Source organism: Agrobacterium sp. NPDC058088 (assembly GCF_042885035.1).
GTDB lineage: Bacteria > Pseudomonadota > Alphaproteobacteria > Rhizobiales > Rhizobiaceae > Agrobacterium.
The window spans coordinates 132,244-156,222 of the sequence record NZ_JBHVSU010000009.1 but is presented as its reverse complement, the minus strand read 5'-3'; the positions used below and the strand labels follow the sequence as shown (position 1 = coordinate 156,222).

The 23,979-nt window shown below is 58.8% G+C and carries 20 protein-coding genes; 10 read left to right on the top strand and 10 right to left on the bottom strand.

What is annotated here, in order from left to right; all coding sequences use genetic code 11:
* Positions 1-4: 4 nt before the first annotated feature.
* Positions 5-487: a class I SAM-dependent methyltransferase gene (locus tag ACFVTJ_RS20760; RefSeq protein ID WP_386910488.1), complete on the bottom strand. Its 483-nt coding sequence runs from the start codon at positions 485-487 to the stop codon at positions 5-7.
* Positions 488-491: 4 nt separating this feature from the next.
* Positions 492-1,832, bottom strand: a complete 1,341-nt coding sequence (locus tag ACFVTJ_RS20755; protein ID WP_386910487.1) for a nucleotide sugar dehydrogenase — start codon at positions 1,830-1,832, stop codon at positions 492-494.
* Between the two features lie 127 nt (positions 1,833-1,959).
* On the opposite strand from ACFVTJ_RS20755, the gene ACFVTJ_RS20750 reads away from it, so the two are divergent.
* Together ACFVTJ_RS20750 and ACFVTJ_RS20745 are read left to right on the top strand one after the other, a co-directional pair.
* The gene (locus tag ACFVTJ_RS20750) at positions 1,960-3,051 is read left to right on the top strand and encodes a glycosyltransferase family 4 protein (protein ID WP_386910486.1); all 1,092 of its coding nucleotides are present in this window, start codon (positions 1,960-1,962) and stop codon (positions 3,049-3,051) included.
* 2 nt (positions 3,052-3,053) lie between these two features.
* On the top strand, positions 3,054-3,797 hold the full coding sequence (locus tag ACFVTJ_RS20745; protein ID WP_386910521.1) for a polysaccharide deacetylase family protein: 744 nt from the start codon (positions 3,054-3,056) through the stop codon (positions 3,795-3,797).
* On the opposite strand, the gene ACFVTJ_RS20740 is transcribed toward ACFVTJ_RS20745, so the two are convergent.
* A complete protein-coding gene (locus ACFVTJ_RS20740; RefSeq protein ID WP_386910485.1) occupies positions 3,789-4,751 on the bottom strand; it encodes a glycosyltransferase family 32 protein in 963 nt (320 codons plus the stop codon). The two genes, ACFVTJ_RS20745 and ACFVTJ_RS20740, sit on opposite strands and share 9 nt — an antisense overlap.
* Before the next feature lie 210 nt (positions 4,752-4,961).
* Here ACFVTJ_RS20740 and ACFVTJ_RS20735 point away from each other — a divergent pair, with 210 nt between their 5' ends.
* The 7 genes from ACFVTJ_RS20735 (at position 4,962) to ACFVTJ_RS20705 (ending at position 14,644) form a co-directional block, all read left to right on the top strand.
* The gene (locus ACFVTJ_RS20735) at positions 4,962-6,854 is read left to right on the top strand and encodes an ABC transporter ATP-binding protein (protein ID WP_386910484.1); all 1,893 of its coding nucleotides are present in this window, start codon (positions 4,962-4,964) and stop codon (positions 6,852-6,854) included.
* Positions 6,851-8,752, top strand: coding sequence for an ABC transporter substrate-binding protein (locus ACFVTJ_RS20730; protein WP_386910483.1), 1,902 nt, complete (start codon positions 6,851-6,853; stop codon positions 8,750-8,752). Before ACFVTJ_RS20735 ends, ACFVTJ_RS20730 begins: the two co-directional genes overlap by 4 nt.
* A gap of 1 nt (position 8,753) precedes the next feature.
* Positions 8,754-9,752: an ABC transporter permease gene (locus tag ACFVTJ_RS20725; protein WP_386910482.1), complete on the top strand. Its 999-nt coding sequence runs from the start codon at positions 8,754-8,756 to the stop codon at positions 9,750-9,752.
* A complete protein-coding gene (locus tag ACFVTJ_RS20720; RefSeq protein WP_386910481.1) occupies positions 9,749-10,924 on the top strand; it encodes an ABC transporter permease in 1,176 nt (391 codons plus the stop codon). The genes ACFVTJ_RS20725 and ACFVTJ_RS20720 overlap by 4 nt, the downstream gene beginning before the upstream one ends.
* Before the next feature lie 72 nt (positions 10,925-10,996).
* A complete protein-coding gene (locus ACFVTJ_RS20715) occupies positions 10,997-12,205 on the top strand; it encodes a glycosyltransferase family protein (RefSeq protein ID WP_386910480.1) in 1,209 nt (402 codons plus the stop codon).
* A gap of 43 nt (positions 12,206-12,248) precedes the next feature.
* Positions 12,249-13,496: a glycosyltransferase gene (locus ACFVTJ_RS20710; protein ID WP_386910479.1), complete on the top strand. Its 1,248-nt coding sequence runs from the start codon at positions 12,249-12,251 to the stop codon at positions 13,494-13,496.
* Complete coding sequence (locus ACFVTJ_RS20705; RefSeq protein WP_386910478.1) at positions 13,493-14,644, top strand: glycosyltransferase family protein; 1,152 nt, start codon at positions 13,493-13,495, stop codon at positions 14,642-14,644. Before ACFVTJ_RS20710 ends, ACFVTJ_RS20705 begins: the two co-directional genes overlap by 4 nt.
* Here ACFVTJ_RS20705 and ACFVTJ_RS20700 read toward each other — a convergent pair.
* From ACFVTJ_RS20700 to ACFVTJ_RS20675, 6 genes are all read right to left on the bottom strand, one after another.
* Positions 14,610-15,350, bottom strand: coding sequence for a copper homeostasis protein CutC (locus ACFVTJ_RS20700; RefSeq protein ID WP_386910477.1), 741 nt, complete (start codon positions 15,348-15,350; stop codon positions 14,610-14,612). The genes ACFVTJ_RS20705 and ACFVTJ_RS20700 overlap by 35 nt on opposite strands.
* Positions 15,351-15,427: 77 nt before the next feature.
* Positions 15,428-16,633 carry an MFS transporter gene (locus ACFVTJ_RS20695; protein ID WP_386910476.1) on the bottom strand — a complete coding sequence of 402 codons (1,206 nt, stop codon included), beginning with the start codon at positions 16,631-16,633 and terminating at the stop codon, positions 15,428-15,430.
* A 62-nt stretch (positions 16,634-16,695) separates the two neighbouring features.
* Positions 16,696-18,129 (bottom strand): M81 family metallopeptidase, encoded by a 1,434-nt coding sequence (locus ACFVTJ_RS20690; protein WP_386910475.1) that lies wholly within the window; start codon positions 18,127-18,129, stop codon positions 16,696-16,698.
* Positions 18,130-18,141: 12 nt separating this feature from the next.
* Positions 18,142-20,061: a beta-N-acetylhexosaminidase gene (locus ACFVTJ_RS20685; RefSeq protein ID WP_386910474.1), complete on the bottom strand. Its 1,920-nt coding sequence runs from the start codon at positions 20,059-20,061 to the stop codon at positions 18,142-18,144.
* 44 nt (positions 20,062-20,105) lie between these two features.
* Positions 20,106-20,888: an SDR family oxidoreductase gene (locus ACFVTJ_RS20680; RefSeq protein WP_386910473.1), complete on the bottom strand. Its 783-nt coding sequence runs from the start codon at positions 20,886-20,888 to the stop codon at positions 20,106-20,108.
* An 83-nt stretch (positions 20,889-20,971) separates the two neighbouring features.
* On the bottom strand, positions 20,972-21,835 hold the full coding sequence (locus ACFVTJ_RS20675) for a MurR/RpiR family transcriptional regulator (RefSeq protein ID WP_386910472.1): 864 nt from the start codon (positions 21,833-21,835) through the stop codon (positions 20,972-20,974).
* Between the two features lie 243 nt (positions 21,836-22,078).
* Here ACFVTJ_RS20675 and ACFVTJ_RS20670 point away from each other — a divergent pair, with 243 nt between their 5' ends.
* On the top strand, positions 22,079-22,564 hold the full coding sequence (locus tag ACFVTJ_RS20670; RefSeq protein WP_386910471.1) for a hypothetical protein: 486 nt from the start codon (positions 22,079-22,081) through the stop codon (positions 22,562-22,564).
* A gap of 145 nt (positions 22,565-22,709) precedes the next feature.
* Here the strand turns inward: ACFVTJ_RS20670 and ACFVTJ_RS20665 are convergent, their stop codons facing one another.
* Positions 22,710-23,822, bottom strand: a complete 1,113-nt coding sequence (locus tag ACFVTJ_RS20665; RefSeq protein WP_386910470.1) for an ABC transporter ATP-binding protein — start codon at positions 23,820-23,822, stop codon at positions 22,710-22,712.
* Positions 23,823-23,979 lie beyond the last annotated feature (157 nt).

Here is a 23,979-nt window from a genome sequence, read left to right as displayed (position 1 = left end):
AACATCAAATTTTACGATAGAGAAAATAGCGATCCGTCGGCACAGTTTCCGGCACCGGCAGCGGTTTCAGCATGGCATGATCGAGCGGCAGGCCGCTGATGGCGATACCGCCTTTCGCCAGCATGCCCGCGGCAAGATCGGGCAACCACGTCAGGGTGACTGCATCCTTTTCCGGATAGCCCGTTCCGATATCGGCATGCACCATCGCCGCATCCGTGCCGATGAAGGCTGGGGCGGTTTGCGAGATCTCACCGATCACAAGATCCTCTTCTGCCGGAACGGAAGAGGCATGGGCACCCATGGCCCTGTCAAAAGCGATGATGCGGCGGTTGGGAAACAGTTCCCGCAGATGATTGAAAGTACGCCCGTTTCCAAGCCCGATTTCCATGAGCGCGCCCTGCTCAGGCAGATCGAGATCGGCCTCGACATGGTTGAGGATGTCGCGCTGCGCGGTCAACCGACGAATGAAGCTGTCCAGTCTGCTCATGTTATCAGGCCTTGATGATGTGTTTTGCGGCGATATCCCGACGCGCGAAGACATTTCGTGTATCGACGATCAGCGGCGCCCAGTCGCTGAGCGCCGCATAATCGACATTGTCGTGATCCGTCGCGACAAGAACGGCGTCGAAGCCGCCAATGGTCTCACTGTCCCATGATACGGATTTCATGCCCATCAGGTGGCTATATTCCCGGGTTTTCGGAATTTCCGCCACATAAGGATCGAAATAGGCCGCTTCGCCGCCGCGCTCCCGAATTAGCTCCAAGAGCTTCAGCGATGGGCTTTCGCGAATATCGGGCACGTTTTTCTTGTAAGCGAGACCGACAACCAGCACCTTCGCGCGGCTGAGCGCCTTGCCGGAATGAACATCAAGCGCTTCGGCAACCCGTCCGACGACATGGCGCGGCATGCCGGTATTGATCTCGCCGGCAAGCTCGATGAACCGGGTCGGCAGTTCATATTCGCGCGATTTCCAGGTGAGATAAAACGGGTCGATCGGTATGCAATGGCCGCCGAGACCCGGTCCGGGATAAAAGGGCATGAAGCCGAAGGGCTTGGTTTTCGCCGCATCGATAACTTCCCATATGTCGATACCCATCGCCTCGTAGACGACCTTGAGTTCGTTGACGAGCGCGATATTGACGGCACGGAACACGTTTTCGGTGATTTTCACCGCCTCAGCCGTGGCATTGGTGGAAACCGGAACAATCTTCTTCACCACCGAGCCGTAAAAGGCGGCCATCAGCTTTCCGGCAGCTTCGCCGTCACCGGCAACGACCTTCGGAATGGTCGAGGTCTCGAAATCACGATTGCCCGGATCTTCCCGCTCCGGCGAAAAGCCGATGAAGAAATCGACGCCGGAGACGAGGCCAGTACTCTCCAGAATGGTCTTCACCACCCCGTCGGTCGTACCGGGATAAGTGGTCGATTCCAGCACCACGAGCTGCCCCTTGCGCAGATGGGTTGCAATCTCCCGGCAGGTCTTTTCAACGTAGGAAAGGTCAGGCTCGCGATATTTCGTCAGCGGCGTCGGCACGCAGATGGCAATCACATCGCATTCGGCCAATCTGGAGAAATCGCTGGTAGCAACGAAACCGTCATCCGGCCGAACACTTGCCAGCACTTCATCCGAAACCGCCTCGATGTAACTGCGGCCCGCTTCGATCGCGGTAATTTTGCCGGGGTCAATGTCGAAACCGACGACTTTGAAACCAGCTTTGGCAACCGTCATGGCAAGCGGCAGGCCGACATAGCCGAGGCCGATCACCCCCGCTTTAGCGCTTCTGTTTTCGATGCCGGAAAGCAGGGTCTGGGAAATGTCTGGAGAAGTCAAAGCGTGTCACGCTCCGCGCATGTGCAAAAGATGCCTTTCAGTTGGGCAAGAATGACCGACCTGTCAAGGCTCGGCCCTTTCAAATTCCGGTTGACGCCCAAGCCGTCGGCAACGCACAACCATCGCCATGAAGATCGCCTTTTATTCGCCGCTCAAATCGCCCAACCATCCCGTTCCCTCCGGCGACCGGCTCATGGCCCGACTTCTGATGAAGGCGATGACGATGGGAGGCCATGACGTTTTCGTCGCCTCGGAGCTGCGCAGCTTTCTGAAACAACCGGACGATCCGGCGCGGCCATCGCTCGCCGATGAGGCCAGGCTCGAAATCGAAACGATCGCGGAGCTATGGCGTCAGGACGGCGCACCGGACCTCTGGTTTTGTTATCACCCCTACTACAAGGCCCCGGATCTGCTCGGCCCGGAACTGGTGAAGCGTTTCGGCATCCCCTATGTGACCGCCGAGGCATCCTATTCGCCGAAACGCAACAATATGGGCTGGCAGGCGGTTCAGGACGCTCTGCTCGCCGCATTGAACGGGGCCGCGGTCAATATCTGCTTCACCGCGCGGGATCGCGAAGGGCTTGTCCGCGCTTCCCCTAGCCTGCAATGGGCCATGTTACCGCCCTTCATCGACGCCGAGGCGTTTCTCGCAAACGGACCCCGACCCCAGCCATCAAGGCTCATTACCGTCGCCATGATGCGGGCGGGCGACAAGCTATCGAGCTATCGTAGCCTGTCCGAAGCGCTCGCTTTATTGCCTGAAACTCTCGGCTGGACGCTGGATATCGTCGGCGACGGCCCGGAGCGCGCGGCCGTGGAGGCCATTTTCAGCGCGTTTCCCGATCACCGCCTCGTCTGGCACGGGGAAAAAAGCCCGACAGACATCGCGGCGCTTCTTTCAAGAGCATCCCTCTACGTCTGGCCGGGCCATGGCGAGGCCTATGGTCTCGCCTATCTAGAAGCGCAGGCTGCCGGCCTGCCCGTTGTGGCGGAAAAAGTTGCCGGTGTTCCCGAGGTGGTAAAATCCGGTACCACAGGATTACTGACACCGGAAAATGATACAGCCGCTTATGCCGAGGCGATCAAGACCCTGCTCGGCGATGACAGGCAGCGTGAGGAACTGGCAAAAGCGGCCCGCCAATTCATCATCAATGAACGATCTCTGGAAAACGCCGCAACGAAGCTGAACCATATCCTTTTGCAGGCAAAGGCACGATGATCATGAGTCTGGAAAAACTCAATGCGGCACTGGATGAATGCAGCCGACGCGGCATGAAGGCCGATCTTTGGCTCCGGGATGACGATGCGGTGGAACCGACAGCGGCTCTCGATGCGTTTCTTGATCTTTGCAGCAGCTTTTCCGTCCCGGCCACGCTCGCGGTCATTCCCGGAATGACAACGGAGAAGCTCGCAACACATCTGGATGCCTCTGACATTGCGGAGGTCGCCGTCCACGGCTGGTCCCATACGAACTACGCCAGCGCCAATGAAAAGAAACAGGAACTCGGGCCGCATCGCGACCCGGCCGTCGTGCTTGATGAATTGCAATCCGGACTGGAGAAGCTTCATGACCTGCATGGCAGGCGTCTGGTGCCGATGCTGGTGCCACCGTGGAACCGCATCGACGCCGGTATGGTGAAGGGTCTGGCGGATATCGGATATCGCGCTTTATCCGTCTTCGGACCTGAAAAAGATACGATCCCGCCTTGCCTTAACACCCATGTCGATGTCATCGACTGGCACGGCAGCCGCGGCGGCCGGGAAGACGACATCCTGTTTTCCGAGACCGCCGCCCGCATCCTGCGCACCGCCGACGAGGGCGGGACGACCGGCTTGCTCACCCATCATCTCGTGCATGACGACAATGTCTGGCGCTTTCTGCGGCGACTTTTCGAGGTAACCACCGGGCATCCCGCCGCCCGCTGGCGTTCCTCGCAGGACCTCGTCAACGAGATATCACCATGATTTCCAGGCGATCAGCATCCCGCTGTCCTGCAGGGCGAGTTTCTGCCTGATCTCTTCTACCGCCTCCAGCGGCGCACGGTCGGCAAGAACCGCGGCGACAAACGACGCCGGCGCAAGACTGATACTTCCCGCCCGGGCGATGATGGTGAAGATAAGTGGACCGGTAGACCACCAGGCCGGCGCACGCGGCATTTCGTCGATGATCCCGGGAAAAGCCTCGAGCATCTTGCGGAAGACCGGATGCCCGGCCGGGGCGGCAATGAAGGAATTGGCAAGCAGCATGCTGCCCTGCCCCGTATCGCGCGGCGTTTTCTCGTCAAACGCCGTCAGTCCTGTCAAAGGCACGAAGGCATCGAAACTCATGTCATCACGCGCCGGATACCAGTCGCAGTCGAGATAGATCCCGCCAAAACGCTCCAGCAGGATGTAACGGGCCACATCCACAGCACCTGGATAATCGCCTTCGCCAAGCATCCTGTTAAAGATGCTGTTCGAAAACACGCCCTCCCGCTCAAGATCGGCCTCCCGCCAAAGGCGATACTCATAACCATGCTGTTCGGCATGGTTGGCCCAGGCCTTGACCGATACCGGCGGCGCTTTTTCCCCAATCCATATCTGATGAATGAGCCGCGGCACATCCTCTCGGCTTTTGAGACTGATCACGCGCCGTTCTTCGGGGGAAAACCGGGCATATTTTGCGAGCGTTTGTGGCGGCGGAACCAGCGTGTATTGATAACCGATCCGAGCGACGAGATCGCCTTCGGCCTTGGCCAGACGCAGCCGTGCGGCATGCAGCCGGCGTGGCAGGCCGAGCACGGTTCGCTCACCCATCAGATGCCCGTCTTTTGCTGCAACCAGCGATAAGAGAAGCGCATTGGCTTCCGCATATTGGCCGCGATTTTGCAACTGTCGGGCTTTATCCAACTGGGCGTCATAATATTTCTTGTCGGACATGGATCCTCGTTCCAAAGCGTCCGTTAACATATCACCAAACAAAGGCGTTCAGGCAAGCAGCCACATTTAGGAAGCCGGCTTTGAATTTGCTAAACAATTCGATGTTTCAGAGGCATAGACAGACAACAAACCCTGCGATAACGTGAATTTAAGCCCTCCTGAACAATTGTCACAAGGCAACGATAAAGAGACGGCAAGGAACCTTTTGGCATGAGCGCTGGCGCAGATTTGCTCCGTATTGAAAATCTGCGGGTCTCTTTTTCTCTCATGGGCGGCACCATTGATGCCGTCAGGGGCGCAAGTCTCCGTATTCTTCCAGGAAAGGTGACTGCTCTTGTTGGCGAGTCCGGCTCGGGAAAGTCCGTCATCGGCCAAACCATCATGGGTATTCATCCCAAGACGGCGCGCGTGAACGGCCGCGTGCTGTTTACCGATCCTGTAAATGCCGCAGCCGGCCCCATCGATCTGCTGCAATTGCCGAAGGACGGGAGGGAAATCCGCTCAATACGTGGAAACCGCATCGGCCTGATTTTTCAGGAACCGATGACCTCCTTTTCGCCGCTGCACACGATCGGTAACCAGATCGATGAAGCGCTGCGCATCCACAGCATTCTGTCACCGGCGGAACGTGCGGAAAAAATACATGAGACGCTCGACCTCGTAGGGTTTCCCAAACCCAAAAAGGTCGTGAACATGTATCCCTTCGAATTGTCGGGCGGCATGCGCCAGCGCGCCATGATCGCCATGGCGCTGATCTGTCGCCCCGCGCTGCTCATCGCCGACGAGCCGACCACGGCGCTTGATGTGACGATACAGGCGCAAATCCTCAAGCTTCTGCGCGACCTCCAGAGCCGGCTCAACATGAGCATGCTGCTCATTACCCACGATCTCGGTGTGGTCGCCAATATCGCCGACGAAGTGGCCGTGATCTATCAGGGCGAGATCATGGAAGCGGGTACGGTCGATGACATTTTCAAGGCACCGGCCCATCCCTATCTCAAGGGCCTGATGGCCGCCGTGCCGCATTTCGACATGAAGCCCGGCGAAAGGCTGAAGGCCCTGCGCGAAATCAAGGTGGACCACGAAAGCCTCGTGGGCAAGAAGACCGCCGCGATCAACAAAACCCCCGGCCCGCTCCTGACCGTAGACAATATCAGCAAGACCTTCACAACACGAAAGTCCAGTTGGTTCCGCAAAGGCGACGCCAACGCGACGAAAGCGGTCAACAGCGTCAGTTTTGACATCCGTCGCGGTGAATGCCTCGGGCTGGTCGGCGAAAGCGGCAGCGGCAAGACCACCGTCAGCAAGATCCTGATGCGCGCGGTTCGCCCGGATGAAGGCGCGGTGACCTTCCACCGGCAGGGGGGCGATATCGACGTGCTCAATGCCAAGGATGGCGAACTGAAGGAACTGCGATCGAAGATCCAGATGGTCTTTCAGGACCCGATTTCCTCGCTATCGCCGCGCATGACGGTCGGCAACATCCTGAGCGAACCGCTGGAAATTCACGGACGCGGGGATGCCAAATACCGGGCGGAGAAAGTCCGTGGACTTGTGAGGGCAATAGGGCTGGGCGAAAGCGCACTGAACCGTTACCCCCACAGTTTTTCCGGCGGCCAGAGGCAGCGTATCGGTATTGCAAGAGCACTGGCGCTCGGCCCGGAACTCTTGATCTGTGATGAACCCGTTTCTGCCCTGGATGTGTCCGTTCAGGCGCAAATTCTCAATCTTCTGAAGGATTTGCAGCAGGACCTCGGGCTGACCTATCTGTTCATCTCGCACAATCTCGCGGTCGTGGATTATATGGCCGACCGCGTGGCTGTCATGTGCGAGGGCCGCATCGTGGAACTGGCACCGCGGGAAATTCTGATGCGCTCTCCGGTTCACCCCTACACAAAATCCCTTTTGGCCGCCGTGCCTTTCCCGGACCTTGACCGCCCGCTCGATTTCCACACCATCGGCAAGATCAGCGCGACGGGCAAATTCGACTGGGGCAAGCAGTTTCGCGATGAGGGTGATGGCGAGATGATATCAGCCGATCTCGGCGAAGGCCATTTCGTCCTCGCCAACGGCAATGCCGACATCCGGGAGCTTCGCCCTTGATCACGCGTCGCACCACCCTTGCCCTCTTGGCCTCCGTTTTCCTGCCGGCCTATGCGCGCGCCGCCTATGTCGACCCTACCTATTTCAAGGAAAAACGCGAAAAGGGCGAATTGCCCGACGTGGCCGAACGCCTGCCGAAAAACCCGCGCATCATCGATATGAAAGCGCTTGGCCGTGAGCCGGGAAAACATGGCGGCTCGGTACGTATGCTCATTGGCGGCCAGCGTGATATCAGGCTTATGCCGATCAGCAACTATGCCCGCCTGGTCGGTTACGACGAAAAATTCGAGCTGCATCCTGATATCCTGGAAAGCTACGACGTCCAGGAAGAACGCATCTTCACCTTCAAGCTGCGTGAGGGCCACAAGTGGTCCGATGGCAGCGATTTGACGTCTGAAGATTTCCGCTATTTCTGGGAGGATGTCGCCCTCAACAAGGAAATCCACAAGGGCGGTCCTCCGATCGAACTTCTGGTCAACAACAAGCCGCCGCTGATCGAGGTCATTGATCTGCTGACGGTGCGTTACACCTGGGACGGCCCCAACCCGGATTTTCTGGCGAAGCTCGCCGCCGCCTCGCCGGCACGGCTGTTTTTGCCGGCGGCCTATATGAAACAGTTCCACGTCAAATATCAGACGCCGGAAAAGCTTGCGAAGCTCATCAAGAAAAACAAGGCGGACGACTGGAGCGGCCTGCACATCAAGATGTCACGGCAGGTTCGTCCAGAAAATCCTGATCTGCCAACGCTCGATGCCTGGCGCAACACCACTGCGCCGCCCGCCGAACAGTTCGTGTTCGAACGCAATCCCTATTATCATCGTGTCGATGAAAACGGGCTGCAACTGCCCTATCTCGACCGCTTCCTGCTGAACGTCACCTCGTCCGACATCATCTCGGCCAAGACGGCCTCCGGCGACAGCGACCTGCAATATTTCGGCCTCGACTTCGCCGACTACACCTTCTTGAAGGACGCTGAAAAGCGTTTCCCGCTGAAGGTCAATCTCTACAAGCGCTCCCAGGGCTCACGCATAGCGCTGCTGCCCAATCTCAATTGTGCCGACGCGGTCTGGCGCAGCGCTTTTCAGGATGTACGCGTCCGCCGGGCGCTGTCGCTCGCGATCAACCGGCACGAAATAAACATGGTCTGTTTTTACGGACTGGCAAAGGAAAGCGCCGATACCGTTCTGCCGGAAAGCCCGCTTTACCGGCAGGAATTTGCGGACGCCTGGAGCGCCTTCGACCGCGCAACGGCCAATAAGCTGCTCGATGAAGCGGGTCTCGACAAGCGCGACAATGCCGGACTTCGGCTGCTGCCGGATGGTCGACCCGCCTATATCATCGTCGAGACGACGGGCGAAAGCACGCTCGAAACGGACGTGATGGAGCTGGTGACGGATCACTGGCGGCATATCGGCATTGCCGTTTCCGTCCGCCCCACCCAGCGCGATGTCTTCCGCAAGCGCGCTATGGGCGGTGAGGTGCTGATGTCGGTGTGGATGGGCATGGACAATGGCGTGCCGACGCCCGACATGCTGCCTTCCGGCCTTGCGCCCACGGGGGATGACCAGTTGCAATGGCCGGTCTGGGGCATTCATTATCTTTCCGGCGGCCGCGAGGGCAAGGAGCCCGATCTGCCGGAGGCAGCCCATTTGCTTGATCTTCTGAAAAAATGGCGCAGAAGCGTCACCGAGGAAGAACGTGAGGCGATCTGGCTGGAAATGCTTGGCATCTATACGCAGCAGGTATTTTCCATCGGCATCGTCAACGGCGCGCTGCAACCCGTCGTCCATGTCAAACGCATGCGAAATGTGCCGGAGAAGGCGCTCTTCGGCTTTGAACCCACATCCTATCTCGGCGTCTATATGCCGGATGCCTTCTGGTATGACGGAGACGCCTGATATGCTGCGGTATATAATCAAGCGCATCCTCGTCATGATCCCCACGCTGATCCTCATCTCGATGCTGGTCTTCACCATCATCGAACTGCCGCCGGGCGATTATTTCGAAAGTTATGTCGCCGAGCTTCGCGCCATGGGCGAAACCGCAAACCTTGCCGAAATCGAGGAACTGCGTACCCGTTACGGTTTCGACCAGCCGGCACCGATCCGCTATTTCCGCTGGGCGACCGGCATGCTGGTCGGCGATTTCGGTTATTCCTTCGAATATCAGCTGCCGGTCAGCGACGTGGTGGGAGACCGCCTGTGGCTGACGGTTCTGGTTTCGTTTGTCACCATCATCGTCACCTGGCTGCTTGCTTTTCCGATCGGCATCTATTCCGCCACGCATAAATACAGCTGGGGCGATTACGGGCTTACCTTCCTCGGCCTGCTCGGCATTGCCATCCCCAATTTCATGTTGGCTTTGATCCTGATGTATTTCGCCAACATCTGGTTCGGCATCTCCATCGGCCATCTGATGGACCGGGAGTACCTCAATCAGGCGATGAGCTGGGCGAAGTTTAAGTCGATCCTCGAACATATCTGGATACCCGTCCTCATCATCGGAACGGCGGGAACGGCTGGCATGATCCGTCGCCTGCGCGCCAACCTGCTCGACGAATTGCAGAAACAATATGTCGTGACCGCCCGCGCCAAGGGTCTGCACCCATTCAAGGTGCTGATCAAATATCCGCTGCGTATGGCGTTGAATTTCTTCATCTCGGATATCGGCTCGATCCTGCCCGCCATCATATCAGGCGCGGAAATCACCGCCGTCGTCCTATCGCTCGAAACCACCGGCCCGATGCTCATCCGCGCGTTACAAAGCCAAGATATGTATCTGGCCGGTTCGTTCCTGATGTTCCTCGCTTTCCTGACGGTGATCGGCGTGCTGGTCTCGGATATCGCCCTTGCCATACTCGACCCGAGAATCCGCTTCGGAGGTGGTAACGTCAAATGACTTCATCCATTCCGAACCCAGGCGAAGCCCTGCCCCATTACGTCTCGACCGCGCCTTTTGACCCCTCGCTGATCGAACCCAACACGTCGGGCATGGCGGCCTTCAGCAAAGCGTCGCAACTGAAGCTCATGTGGTGGCAGTTCCGCCAGCACAAGATCGCGGTGTGGTCCGGTGCTTTTCTGGTAGTACTTTACCTTTCGATCCTGATCAGCGAGTTCCTGGCGCCCTACAATCTCCATACCCGCAATATCGAGCATATCTACGCGCCACCGCAGGCCATTCACCTCTTCAATGACGGCAAATTTGTCGGCCCCTTCGTGTATGGCCGGGAAATGACGCTCGACATGGACAATCTGCGCCGCGTCTACCGCGATGTGCCGACGGATGTTCAGCCGCTGCGTTTCTTCTGCAAGGGCGATACCTATCACTTCTGGGGCATGTTCGAGGGCAGAACCCATCTCGTCTGCCCGGCAGAAGGCGGTGAATTGTTCCTGCTTGGCACAGATCGGCTCGGCCGTGACGTGCTGTCCCGCATCATCTACGGTGCCCGCATTTCGTTGACCATCGGCCTTCTTGGCGTCGCCATGAGCTTTGTTCTCGGCATTGTGATCGGTGGTTTAGCGGGTTATCGCGGCGGCACGTTCGATCTGATTGTTCAACGCATCATCGAGGTCCTGCAATCCATTCCAAGCATTCCGCTGTGGCTGGCGCTTGCCGCCATCATGCCGGTGACCTGGAGCCCGATCCTCGTCTATCTCGGCATCACCATCATTCTCGGCATGCTGGACTGGACGGGGCTCGCACGCGCCGTGCGCTCTAAATTGCTGGCGCTTCGCGAAGAAGACTATGTTTTGTCTGCGCAATTGATGGGTGCGGGTACGCCGCGCATCATCGGCAGACACCTTATTCCCGGCTTCATGTCACACTTGATCGCGTCGGCAACGCTAACGATACCAGGCATGATTCTCGGCGAGACCGCGCTCAGCTTCCTCGGGCTTGGTCTCAGGCCTCCGATCACAAGTTGGGGAATTCTGCTCACGGAGGCGCGCAGCGTCAGCGTCATTGCGCTATATCCGTGGCTTCTCATTCCGACGATCCCGGTCGTTCTCGTCATTCTGGCCTTTAATTTCTTCGGCGACGGACTACGTGATGCTGCGGACCCCTTCAAATAAAATGGAATACGCCTTGATACACTGCCCTTCCGAAGCCGCCTTCATCGTGAAAGGCAAAAAGAGGTGTGGCCCATGAGCTCCCGTTTGAACGACGCGCGCATTCTCATGTACAGCCATGATTCCTTCGGTCTCGGTCACCTGCGACGGTGTCGCACCATCGCGCATGCACTGGTGGAGGATTATCGCGGACTCAACGTCCTCATCATTTCAGGCGCGACCATTGCCGGTGCCTTCGATTACCGCGCCCGCGTCGATTTCGTGAAAATCCCAAGCGTCATCAAGCTGCGCAACGGCGAATACACCTCGATGGACAGGCATATCGATCTTCAGGAAACTCTGAAGATGCGCCGCTCCATTATCTATCATACCGCCGAGAGCTTCCAGCCAGATATCTTCATCGTCGACAAGGAGCCCATGGGCCTGCGCGGTGAGGTGGAAGAGACGCTCGCCTATCTCAAGGGACAGGGCACCAAGCTCGTCATCGGCCTACGCGACGTCATGGACGCGCCGCAGCTGCTGGAGGCTGAGTGGAAGCGCAACAATGTCATGACCAAGATCGGGAAGTTTTATGATCACGTCTGGGTCTACGGTCCGCCGGATTTTCACGATCCTCTGACGGGGCTCGATGTTCCGTCAACCGTGCGCGAAAAAATGGATTTCGTGGGCTTCCTGCAACGATCCAAGACGCAGGCCGAGACCGTGGCGCATCGGCCGGAAGGCGATTATCTCCTCATCACCACCGGCGGCGGTGGCGACGGCAGTGAATTGATCGACGACGTCATCAACGCTTATCGCCACGACCCGGACCTGACACACAAGGCACTTGTTGTGCTCGGCCCCTACATGCCAGCGGATCAGCGCCTGCGCTTCATGAGCAGCGTGGCCGATATCCCGCATATCGAGATCATCGAATTCGACAACCGCATGGAAGACCTCGTCGCCGGCGCGCAGGCCGTCGTCTCCATGGGCGGCTATAATACGGTCTGCGAGATATTGTCCTTCGACAAGCCCGCCCTCGTCGTACCCCGCACTGTGCCGCGTGAAGAGCAGCTCATCCGCGCCAGCCGTGCATCGGAGCTTGGTCTTTTTGACATGCTTCTGCCGGAAGACGCGGAGAACCCCGCAAAAATGGCAGCGGCCCTCAAAGCCTTGCCGAACCGTGCGCCCCCTTCCGTCAACTCGCAAAATCTGAAACTCGACGGTCTGGAAAACATATCGCGCCGGATCGCCGAGTGGCTGCCGCCCGAAGGCGAAAAGACGCCGATCACGCTCACCGCGTGAGAGTCTTCCCAACCAACTCCGCTTCAGAAGAGACACGCGCAACGTGACCGACACAAAAAAAATCGTGGTGCTCCTCAAGGGCTATCCGCGTCTGTCCGAGACTTTCATTGCCCAGGAGCTTCTGGGGCTTGAGAAGGCCGGACTGAAACTCGAGCTCATGTCCATGCGCCGTCCGACCGACAAGAAGCGCCACCCCGTTCACGATGAGATACGCGCACCTGTTACATACCTGCCGGAATATCTGCATGAAGAGCCCTTGCGGGTTCTGAAGGCGCTATGGGCCTGCCGTAAAAAGCCCGGCTTCACCAAGGCGCTTCGCCGGTTTTTCAGCGATCTGCCGCATGATTTCAGCCGCAACCGCTTTCGCCGTTTTGGGCAGGCCGCCGTGCTCGCCCATGAATGGCCTGCGGATGCGGATTGGTTGCATGTCCACTTCATCCACACCCCTGCCTCGGTCGCCGCCTATACCCATCTGATCACTGGCATACCCTGGACGATCTCGGCACATGCCAAGGACATCTGGACCTCGAACGACCGTGACCTCGCCGCCAAGCTGCAAAGCGCCCGCTGGGCCGTGACCTGTACTGCCGGTGGTTTCCAGCACCTGCAGGCGCTCTCAGGGGCAAAACGGAACGTGCACCTCAGCTATCACGGGCTCGATCTCACCCGTTTCCCGCATTTCGATGGACCACGCCCCGCCAGGGATGGATCAACCGCCGACGATCCGGTCAGGATTTTAAGCGTCGGGCGAGCAGTCAAGAAAAAGGGCATCGATATACTGCTGCGGGCGCTCGCCTCGCTTCCCGAAAGCATTCATTGGCGCTTCACCCATATCGGCGGTGGTGACGAGCTGACCGCGCTGAAAAAACTGGCCGACGAACTCGGCATTGCCGACAGGATCGTCTGGACCGGCGCCATGGACCAGAAGCAGGTGCTGGAAAATTACCGCGCGGCGGATCTCTTTGCCCTCGCCTGCCGCATCACCAGCGATGGCGACCGAGATGGACTTCCCAATGTACTGGTCGAGGCCGCAAGCCAGGCGCTGACCTGCATTTCCACCAATATATCGGGCATCCCGGAGTTCTTCTTCAATGGCGAAAACGGTTTGCTGACGGAGCCGGAAAATCCGGCAGCCTTTGCGGAAGCATTGCGTATCGCGATCACCGATCCGCAATTGCGCCAGCGTCTGGGGGCGGCTGCCGAAAATCGTGTACGAACCGCCTTTGATCATCGCACCAGCATCGCGGAATTGAAGGCTCTGTTCGAGACCGAGTGGGAAAAGACACCATGACCGAGATGGAAAAGCGCCCTTGCGTTTTCTTTTACGTCCAGCATCTTCTCGGCATCGGCCATATTGCCCGCGCCAGCCGCGTTGCCAATGCCCTGCAGGCGGATGGTTTCGATGTCGTTCTGGTCACCGGCGGCACCCCGGTTCCGGGCTTTCCGGGCGACGGCATCCGCCACGTCGAACTGCCGCCGATCGCCGTTAGCGACGGCAGCTTTTCCGGCCTGGTCGACAGCGCCGGCAAACCGGTAGACGAGGCCTTCAAGAACCTCAGAACCGACATGCTGATCGGCGCCTATCACGGCGCGAAACCCGATATCGTCATCATCGAGGCTTTCCCCTTCGGCCGCAGACAGGTGCGCTTCGAATTGCTGCCGCTGCTGGACGAGATCGAAGACAGCGAACCACGCCCGCTCGTCATGACATCCCTGCGTGATATCCTGCAGGAAAAGACCAAGCCGGGCCGGGACGAAGAGACCGTTTCCCTGGTGAAGAAACATTTCGACGCGGTGCTGGTGCACGGTGATCCCGATTTCGCCCGGCTGGAAGACACTTTTCCCCTCGCCGACGAGATCAGCCAGCGCATTGTCTATACGGGGCTCGTCGCCCCGCTGCCACCGCCGGAGCCGGTGGAAAAATTCGATATCGTCGTTTCCGCCGGTGGTGGTGCTGTCGGTGCAGCCCTCATACGGGCGGCGCTTGAGGCGGCCCCGTTGCTCCCAAGCATCAAAAGCTGGTGTCTCGTCACCGGTCCGAACATGCCTCAGATGGATTTCGATGCGATCTCCGCTGAAGCGCCGGACAATGTCTCCGTCTTCCGTTTCCGCAAGGATTTCGCCAGCCTTCTGGCAGGCGCGCGGCTTTCGGTCTCGCAGGCGGGCTACAACACCGTCTGCGATATTCTCCAGGCGAAATGCCGCTCGCTTCTTATCCCCTTCGCGGCCGGTGGCGAGACGGAGCAGAGCGCCCGCGCGGAACGGCTGGCGCGGCTTGGGCTGGCGCAGGTGCTGGAGGAAAAATACATCTCCGCACAATCCATGGCCGAGGCCATCCAGGCGGCTTTGGCGCTGCCGGAACCGGGCAAGATCCACCTCGATCTCGATGGCGCTGCAGGCACCGCTAGAGCGCTGCGCCGCCTTTATGATGAGCGCTGAGGATCGTCTTCAACTCACGAACCGCCGCCTCATCCGTTGCCTTGCGCCCCGCGCCGGTGAAACCGAGCTTCGCCACCATGCTTTCCGGATCATAAAACGGAACGGCGGAACAAGAAGCATGGATTTCCGTGATCGGAAAGCGGTCCAGCAAAGTCTGGACGCTCTGCGGGCGTACGCCGGCTCCGGGCATGATGACGATCCGGCCTTTGGCAATCTCCGACAGATGTGCCAGGGCCTCGGCACCCTCAAGCGCCGAGCGCGCGCCGCCGGAGGTCAGGATGCGTGGAAAACCAAGCGAAACGGCAGCCTCCAGAGCCTCTTCCATATCCGGTACGACATCAAACGCCCGGTGCAGCGTCGCATCCATTCCGTCGGCGTGACGGCGCAACTCTTCGAGCAAAGCCATATCGAGCGAGCCATCGCCGCGCGATGCGCCGAGCACCACGCCGGAAAGCCCGGCCGCACGCGCCGCATCGATATCGCGCTTCATCACGTCGGCCTCGTCGCGCGTAAACACGAAATCGCCGGCACGCGGCCTGATCATGACGCTCACCGGCAGTCCATAGGTCGCCGCCCGCTGCATGAACCCCGCCGATGGCGTCACGCCGCCGCCGGACAGCGCTGCACAAAGCTCGATCCGATCGGCTCCGCCCCGGACCGCCGCTTCCAGACCAGCCACATCGTCCACGCAAATTTCGAGTATCATTCTAACCTCTTTTGTCTGGCTGCGGTCTGCTAACGCGCTCGATCATCCGAAAACCGCCCACACTTTTGGCCGACGCTCTACCTGCGGCGACCCGTCCCATCAAGCGCATACAACATATAGACCCCGCCAAGACCCACGATCGCTCCCAATATGGAGGTTCCCGAGTAGCTGGAGACCAGGGTTCCAACGGCAAAAATCAGCGCCCCAAGGCCTGCGCCGAGGAAGATATTGACCGCGATCAGCGAGCTTCCGAGCCCCGGCCGGTCGGCGATCAATTCCTGCAGATAGGTGATGGGAATGCTGATGATGGCGGCAGCGCCAAGCGCGCTGATGACAGTCTGTGCATAAATGTGCCATGGCGCGGAAGCGAGCCCCTGCAAGATGAGATAGATGGCATAAAGCACCGCGCCCGCCGCCAGCGTCAGCGTTTGCGGCACTTTCTTTTCGATCCAGCCCCACAGGAGAATGAAAACGATTTCCAGCGCGGCGACGATCCCCGCGACGATACCGATATCTGCAACCGTGCCCTTTGCCTGTCCGGTTATGATGAGCGAGCGGATGGAATCATTCAGATGCAACATGGAGCAAATCAGCGCGATGGCGATGATGCGCAAAAGCACCCGCCGCGATCCGATTTCCGCGAGGGAAGCCACAAGGCCGAAGCGCGCTTCATTATTGACGACCGCCGGTGTCGCCGCGCGCGGCAGGCAGAAAGCGACCAGCAGGAAACAGATGAGCGCACAAATACCTGAGAACAGGAAGGCCAAAAGCATATTGCCGGAATTCACCAGAAAAATGCCGACAATGCCGGGCACCAGCACCCAGGACAGCGAAATGGTGGCCCGCATGATCGAATTCACGGCGATCATGTCGCCTGTCGAAAGATTGCGCGCATCGGCCCGCACATGCGCGAAGATCAGTGAGTTCATCGCCCCGAAAATCGGCAGCAGAAGGAGCTTGGCGCTGACGAAAGCCGTGGCATTACCCACCAGATAAACCAGCAGATAACCGCTGACGCCGAAGAGCGCGATGAGCAGCATTGGCTTGCGATATTCGCCCAGCCTGTCGGCAACGATGCCCATCAGGACGCTGGCGCTGACATTGATGACGGCGGCAAACAGCATCAGCAGGGAATAAACACTGTTGCTCAACCCGATTTCACGAATACCGATGACCGCTTGATAGGGCGCAGTCGCCGCGTTCGAAAACCCGAAAAACAGGATGGCGAGCGCGCCGATGCGGATCGACGGATTGTTGATGACGATGGAAAGAGCCGACGGCATGGATATTCGCCTGAAATGATCCGGCAAGGCCGGATCGCTGGGTAAAACCTGTCAGACCGCTGTCATCGCCAGCGGGCCGAAAGGATGGGTTCGGGTGTATAATCGAAATCCCGCTTCCATGGGTAAAAATCGCCGGACCGGCGATGATTGGGAAGGTTTTCGATATCCTGATTGATAACCCCGTCCGTCAGCGCCATGAGGTTGGGATTGGCGATCGGCGCGAGCTCCGGCGAAAGATAACCCGATTTGACGACCAGCAGCCTGACCTCCTTCGGATCGAAGCCCAGACGGGTGAAATCCGAAATCATGTGATAGGGCCTGCGCCGCGCCGCCAGGATGACCGTGATGCCACCGATCGTGACCACTGCCTGCCGCTGATCGGCGGCACCGGGATCGTCCAGTTTCAGAACCTGGGCTTCGACGCTGACGGACGGGCTTTGCGGATCGAGACTACCGCCGATCTTCAGGGAAAGGCGCGCGCCCTCGCCAGCCGCGAAACAGGCTTCGACTGCTGGCCGGTCGGTGATGCCGCCCAGCAATGCGCCCTGCCAGTTGCGCGCAATCAACGCTGCCAGAACGTCGGCACGGTCACCCACCCCGCCGCCGGTCGGGTTGTCGCCCGAGTCAGCGAGAATGATAGGCAGGGTAACCGTCTTTTCCGCGATATCCATGATAGCATCGAGCGGCTCCGTCACGGGCCCGAAACGGAAATCCTGCCGGGCATTCCAGTAGGATTGAGCGATCTCGGTGGCGACAATTTGCGCGGCGGCTTTGTCGGTTCCCGTCACCACCGCGCAGGCCGTCGCCCGGGGTTCATCGGCCCAGACGTAACCGATCATGAAATTCGCATCCCATATGCCGGACCGCGCATCGTAATCCGGCAACACGGCATAGAGACTTTTGGCGGGCTCGTCTTCCGTCGAGGTCTTTTCGCCGGGCAGCAGAACGGGGATTTTCGCCCACGCGACGCCGGGTTTTTCTCCCGACTTCAGAGCCTTGAGCAACATCGTCCATGCCCGCACCATCGTCTCGCGCACATCGATATGCGGCGCGGTTCGGTAGCCAGCAAAGATATCCAGCTGATCGATAATGGTCTGGCTGACATTGCCATGCAGGTCATAGCTCGCAGCGACAACAACATCCGGCCCGACCACGGCACGGGCACTGGAAATCCAGTCACCTTCCGCATCGTCCATGCCTTCGACATTCATCGCACCATGCATGGCGAGGTAAAGCCCGTCCAACGGCAACGACGCCTTCAGGCGTTCGAGGAATTCCTGCTTGAACGCATCATAGGCGACCCGTGACACCGGGCCACCTGGCACCGCCCGCGCATGCAGAAGCGGCAACACCTCCGCCCCACCCTCACCGAGAAAATTGAAATACTCGGCCTCCAGAAGTTCGGAGCCGCGAAAGACGCGAAAGTCGTTCTGCTCCATCAGCACCGGAGAATAGGTGCTGCATTCGGTATGTATTCCACCAACGGCAATACGCATCTCGCCTTCCCCTCAATAAACCGGGTTCAAGGGGACGATGGCGGAAAAACGCAGCCAGTCCTTTTGCGCTTTTGGTGTCCATGCTGCTTCGGCAATGGCTGGCAGACGGGGAAAAACCAGATGGTTGAAGTAGGCCCGGTTGAGGAAATGTTCAGACCAGATGCAGGCCTGAACGCCCTTCATCCGCTCCTTCAATTCCTCCGGGAAATCGCCGACAGCCTCATAGGCGTAGGTATGCGAAGGCGGGACGGTGCCAGCCCAGCTTGCGCCCGGCTCCTGCCAGGCTTCATCCTGAACCATATCGAGATAATAGGCCTGACCCGGCGTCATCACGACGTCATAACCCTGCTTTGCGAGCTCAAGTCCAACTTCAGGCTTCTGCCAGGCCATCAGCAATGTTCCCGAGGGATCAACGCCGCCGCCATGGGAAACCTCGTCCCAGCCAGCGAGCTGGCGGCCGCGCTCATGCAGCATGCCCTGAATACGTTTCATGAAATAGGACTGGATACCGAAGGTGCCCTCCAGCCCTTCCTTTTCCATCAATGCCTTGGCAAGCGGGGAAGCCAGCCACGACCCATCCGCAACTTCGTCACCGCCGATATGGATCAGCCGCGATGGGAAGAGTTCAACCATCTCGTCGAAGATCTTGCCAAGAAATTCATAGGTCGGCTCGATCGCCGGGTTGAGCGCGTTATTGGGATATCCCTGCACCGAACGGTAGCTGTCCGGCGCTTCCTGCCCGTCCGCAAGTTCCGGATAGGCGACAAGCGCCGCCGTGCTGTGGCCGGGAATATCCACCTCCGGCACGATTTCGACATTCAACGCCGCCGCATGCGCCACCACCAGATGCACGTCATCCTGCGTGTAATAACCGGAAACCGGTTCCGCGCCATTGCCCAGCTGCGGCAGAAGCGGTGCATCCGGGCCGCGCGTCGCGCCGACGGTGGTCAGCAGCGGATAGGCCTTGATTTCCAGACGCCACGCTTCGTCATCCGTCAGGTGCCAATGGAAGTGGTTCATGCGAAGCCATGCAAGAATATCGATCAGCCGCACGACATCGCCTGTCGGATAGAATTGCCGCGAAACATCGAGATGGCAGCCCCGCCAGCTATAACGCGGCGCATCGCTGATAGTGCCGGACGCCGGGAAACGGAATTTCGGATCGATGCGCGCGCCATGCAGCAGCTGCGCCAGAACCGTCAGACCATATTGCAGGCCGGCAACGGCTGAATATTCGACAGTAACGACTTCCTTGGAAAAGCTAAGGCGATAACCTTCCGCTTCCAGCCCGCTATGTTGCTTGAAACGCAGCGGTTTTCCCTCATGAACCGGCGCAAGGCTGAAGGGCACATGCCCGACGGCAAAAAGCCGGCGGAACAGCGACAGCACGGTTTCCACCGCAAGCACTTCTTCGGCTCCCGCATCTTCCGCCGGGAAGAGCGCGACGGGAAAACCTTCACCCGGTTCTGCATCGATTTCGGCGGGCCAGGGCTGGATGGCGAAGGGCAGATCGAGCTTGCCTTCTGGAAGCAGCACCGGCGCTGGCTCGCTGTGGCGTCCGTCCAGCATCAGGTCACCGACATCAACGGCGCGATGTGTGCCATCGGCAAAGCTGATATAGGCGGATTTCGCGCCGTCCGTGCGATGCCTTGCGGGTCGCAGCAGGCCATCGACGGTGAAGCGCCAGGATTTTCCCGGCTCCAGTACAAAGCCCGGCGGCGGTGCAAACTCATGGAAATTGGCGTTCCGGCGCAGGTAAACGGCGTTGCCGCAGACCGGCTTGTCCACCGTCCGCGTCAGCGACGTATAGACGATGCGGAAGTCCTTCAGCGGCGCGCCGGACAGATTGACGAGGGTAAAGGTAAAGCCGCCGGATGCGGACTCTGCGAGCGGATGCCAAGAATTTTCAAGACGATATTGTGCGAGCGCCATGATGCTCCCCTTTATTGCGCATTGAACCCTTAAGAGGGCTTTGGTCAGTAATGTTCGGATTGCGAAAAAGTCCGGGCGAGCGGCGCTTGCCCTGCCGTGAGACCACAATCGACCGGCAGGCAAACGCCGCTGATGGCGGCGGCCTGCGGGCCGGCGAGAAAAGCAACCGCATTGGCCACGTCCTCAGGTTTCACGATGCGTTGCAGCGGATACCAATGCTTTGCTTCCTCAAAGACCTGAGGATTGCTTGCAGCCCGCGCTTCCCACGCCTGCGTGCGCACGGTGCCGGGCGCCACGGCGTTGGCGCGAATGCCGAATTTGCCGTATTCGACGGCGATCAGCTTGGTCAGATGGATCAGGCCAGCCTTTGCCGCGCTATAGGCAGGATGCCCGAAGACCGCCATGCCATTGACGGAGGTGATATTAACCACCGACCCCTGGGTTTTCTTCAACGCCTCTTCGAAAGCCCTGAAGCAGAGGAACGGCGCTTCCAGATTAAGTGCATTGTCTTTGCGCCATATATCGGCGGTCGTGTCATGCAGGCTGACCGCCCTTGCGGCGCCCGCATTGTTGACGAGGGTAGCAACATCGCCGAGTTCCGCAATCTCAGCGGCAAGCCTCGCGAGGTCCTGCGGATCAGTGACATCACAGGTTTTCGCAACAAAGCGAGGATCGGCAAGCAGGGAAAGCGCGCTTGAAAGGGCGTCGGGGTCGATATCCACCAACACAACCTTTGCATGGCTTTCAGCGAGAGCCGCGGCAATTGCCCGGCCAATATCACCTGCCGCGCCGGTAACAACGGCGAGCTGCTCTTTCCTGTCGTTCATCTCCTACAACTCCCTTGAAGCTATCCAACCCGGCACAAAGCCGGGTCTCAGGCAAAGCAGCCTGTGTTTTTCGTCAGCCCGCCTCAATCGCCGAGCAATTGCTTGTCATCCGGGTCACGATGTTCCACGAGCTGCTGCTTGATGTGACGCAAGGTCACCATCGATCGTTGCCGTTGGTGATAGGCAGCAAGCGTCGCCAAGACATCGACGGCTGCCAGATAGGCGTAGCGTGATGAGGTGGGGCGGAAGATATTGTTTCCTTCAGGCACATTGACGGCCACCACCATATCGGCGGCGGCGGCAACGGGCGTGTCGCTCTGGGTCAGCGCAATAGTGGTTACCCCCATTTCCCGCGCCAGCCTGAAACATTTCACCAGCTCCATGTTTCGGCCGGAGAAGGACGAACCGATAATGACGTCTTCCTTACGCGCCGCAGCGGTCATCATCAGTTGCATGCTGTGGTCGGCGCTGGTGGAAACGCGCAACCCAAGGCGAAACAGCCGGTTCTGGATTTCCGAAGCTATCATCGATGAATTTCCGCCCGCGCCAAAAGCATAGATCATGCCGCTATTGGCGATCCTGGTCGCAGCTGCATCTGCAAGGGCGGGATCGAGCGTTTTGTGCAGCAGGAAAAGCGCTTCCTGGGCCTTGGCAAGCACCTCTTCCGCAACATCGGAGGGGCCGGTGCTGGAGGGTTCGGAGGTAAGATAGCGGATACCCACATAGGCGGTCTTGGCGAGGCTGACCTTGAAATCCGAAAAGCTCTGGCATCCCAGCCGCCGGCAGAACCGCGTAACGGTCGGGGGAGACACTTCGGCGCGGGCCGCAAGCTCGATAATCGAAGCATTGACGGCGAATTCGAAGTCCGAAACCAGAATATCAGCAATCCGCCGTTCCGATTGCGAGAACTGCCCCCTGCCTTCCTGTATCCTTGCAAAAATATCCATGCTCACCGGTCTCCGTTCCGCCAAAACTTAAAGCCTGGCCCCGTTTCCGATGCACCCTAATAAGGCGCGCCCGTCAACCATATTAACCTCTGAATCGAGCATGTTTCGTCCGTTTGACGCCACCACCGATACCTTTGATCTGAAAATTATTTTCTCTGTTGATTGAGAGATGAGCATATGCCAACAATATTCACCAGAGAAATATCCAAATCTTGAAAATAATTTCAACAACGGACTGAAACGATGCGCGATCCCTTCAAAAATCCCTTTCCAGAAACAGACAGCGCCCGCCACTCCATCTGGGAGATGTTGGTGACGCGGGACATTGACGCCTTCCTTGCCGCAGACTGGTCGAAAGTCGCGGACGATTTCGTCGAGGATGGCTTTCTCGGCATCAACGCCAACCGCGATGCCAACCCGGACAACTGGCGCCTCTCCTTCCCTTCGCTTATCGCCTATCGCGACGAGTGGCTGCGGCAGGCGCAGGATTTCCAGACCCAGAAATTCGCGGAAGATCCGCGCCATGCGATTTTCAAGACGACCACGCTCGAAGAGATCGAAGTCGAGGGCGAAACCGCGCTGGTGCGCAAGAAGTTTGACGGCGGGCTTCGCAAGGCAGATGGCAGCTTCGACGTGATGAAATGGCAGACGCTCTATTATTGCCGGCTGCACGAGGGACGCTGGAAGATCAGTGGGTTTACCGGCTACATGCCCAACCCCATGCCTTGAACAGACAAGCCTCCGATAAGGATTTGAACGCCGGGCCCAACACCCGGCGTTATTTTTTCGTCTGGAGGCAGAAAACTGCCGGAGACGGGTCGTGTCAGAAACAGCCGGGCATGGGGAAACAAATGTCATGGCCCGGTCCCTGCCTCTATTGTATCAGCTTGAGAACGGAGAGATCGACGCGACGCTCCAGAGCGATGCCGCTCTCATCGAACAGATGGCAGTCTGATGCTTTGATGCCAGTAACGACGGGTTCATCCACGACCACAGGAGCCGAGCCGGGAAGCAGGGCGCAATAATTCTCACCGGTCGGGGCAACGCCGTAAGCGATGGTATTGACCCCCAGCCGCTCGATTACGCTCGGCGCGACCTTGATGTTGAGATCGGCCGCTTCGAGACCGGTATGTTCCGGGCGAATGCCTAGCGTCAGCTGCTTACCCTCAAGACCGGCACGGGGCTCCACCGGCACGGTGATCGTCTGGCCCTCATATTCCACCGTCACGCCCTCGGGGCTGACCGACTTGCAGGTGACCTTCAGGAAGTTCATTTTGGGGTTGCCGATAAAACCGGCCACAAACAGGTTGGCCGGCTTGTGGTAAAGCTCGAGCGGCGCACCGACCTGGGCGATTTCGCCGGCATTCAGCACCACGATGCGGTCAGCCATGGTCATGGCTTCCACCTGATCGTGGGTGACATAGATCATCGTCGCCTTCAGCGTCTTGTGAAGATTGGTAAGCTCGATGCGCATGTCGGCGCGAAGGGCGGCATCCAGGTTGGAAAGCGGCTCGTCGAACAGGAATATCTTCGGCTCGCGCACGATGGCACGGCCGATCGCGACGCGCTGGCGCTGGCCGCCGGACAACATGCCGGGACGCTGCTGCAGGCGCTGTTCGAGCTGGAGGATTTTCGCGACGCCTTCGACCTTCTGCTTGATCTTCTCCTCGCTCATCTTTTCGACGCGGAGCGGAAAGGCGATGTTTTCAAAAACACTCATATGCGGGTAGAGCGCATAGGACTGGAACACCATGGCGATGCCGCGCTTGACCGGTGGCAATTCATTGACCTTGACGCCGTTAATGACGACGTCACCGGTGGTAATCTCCTCAAGGCCGGCAATCATGCGCAGCAATGTGGATTTACCGCATCCCGAAGGGCCGACAAAAACGACGAACTCGCCATCCCTGATGTCGAGCTGAACGCCCTTGATGACTTCGAAATGTCCATAGTTCTTGCGGACGTTGTTGAGATAAAGCTGACCCAAAACTTGCCTCTCCCGTCACCAGCCGACATCAGGCTGCGTTCAGAGACGTTCCGAAACAGGGACAAAACAGCGCTGGATCGGAACCGTTGAAAAACATGGGAAGGAGCGTCCAAAATGGGCGCTGGAATTCCCGCGGCGAAACTGAACGGATGCGGGC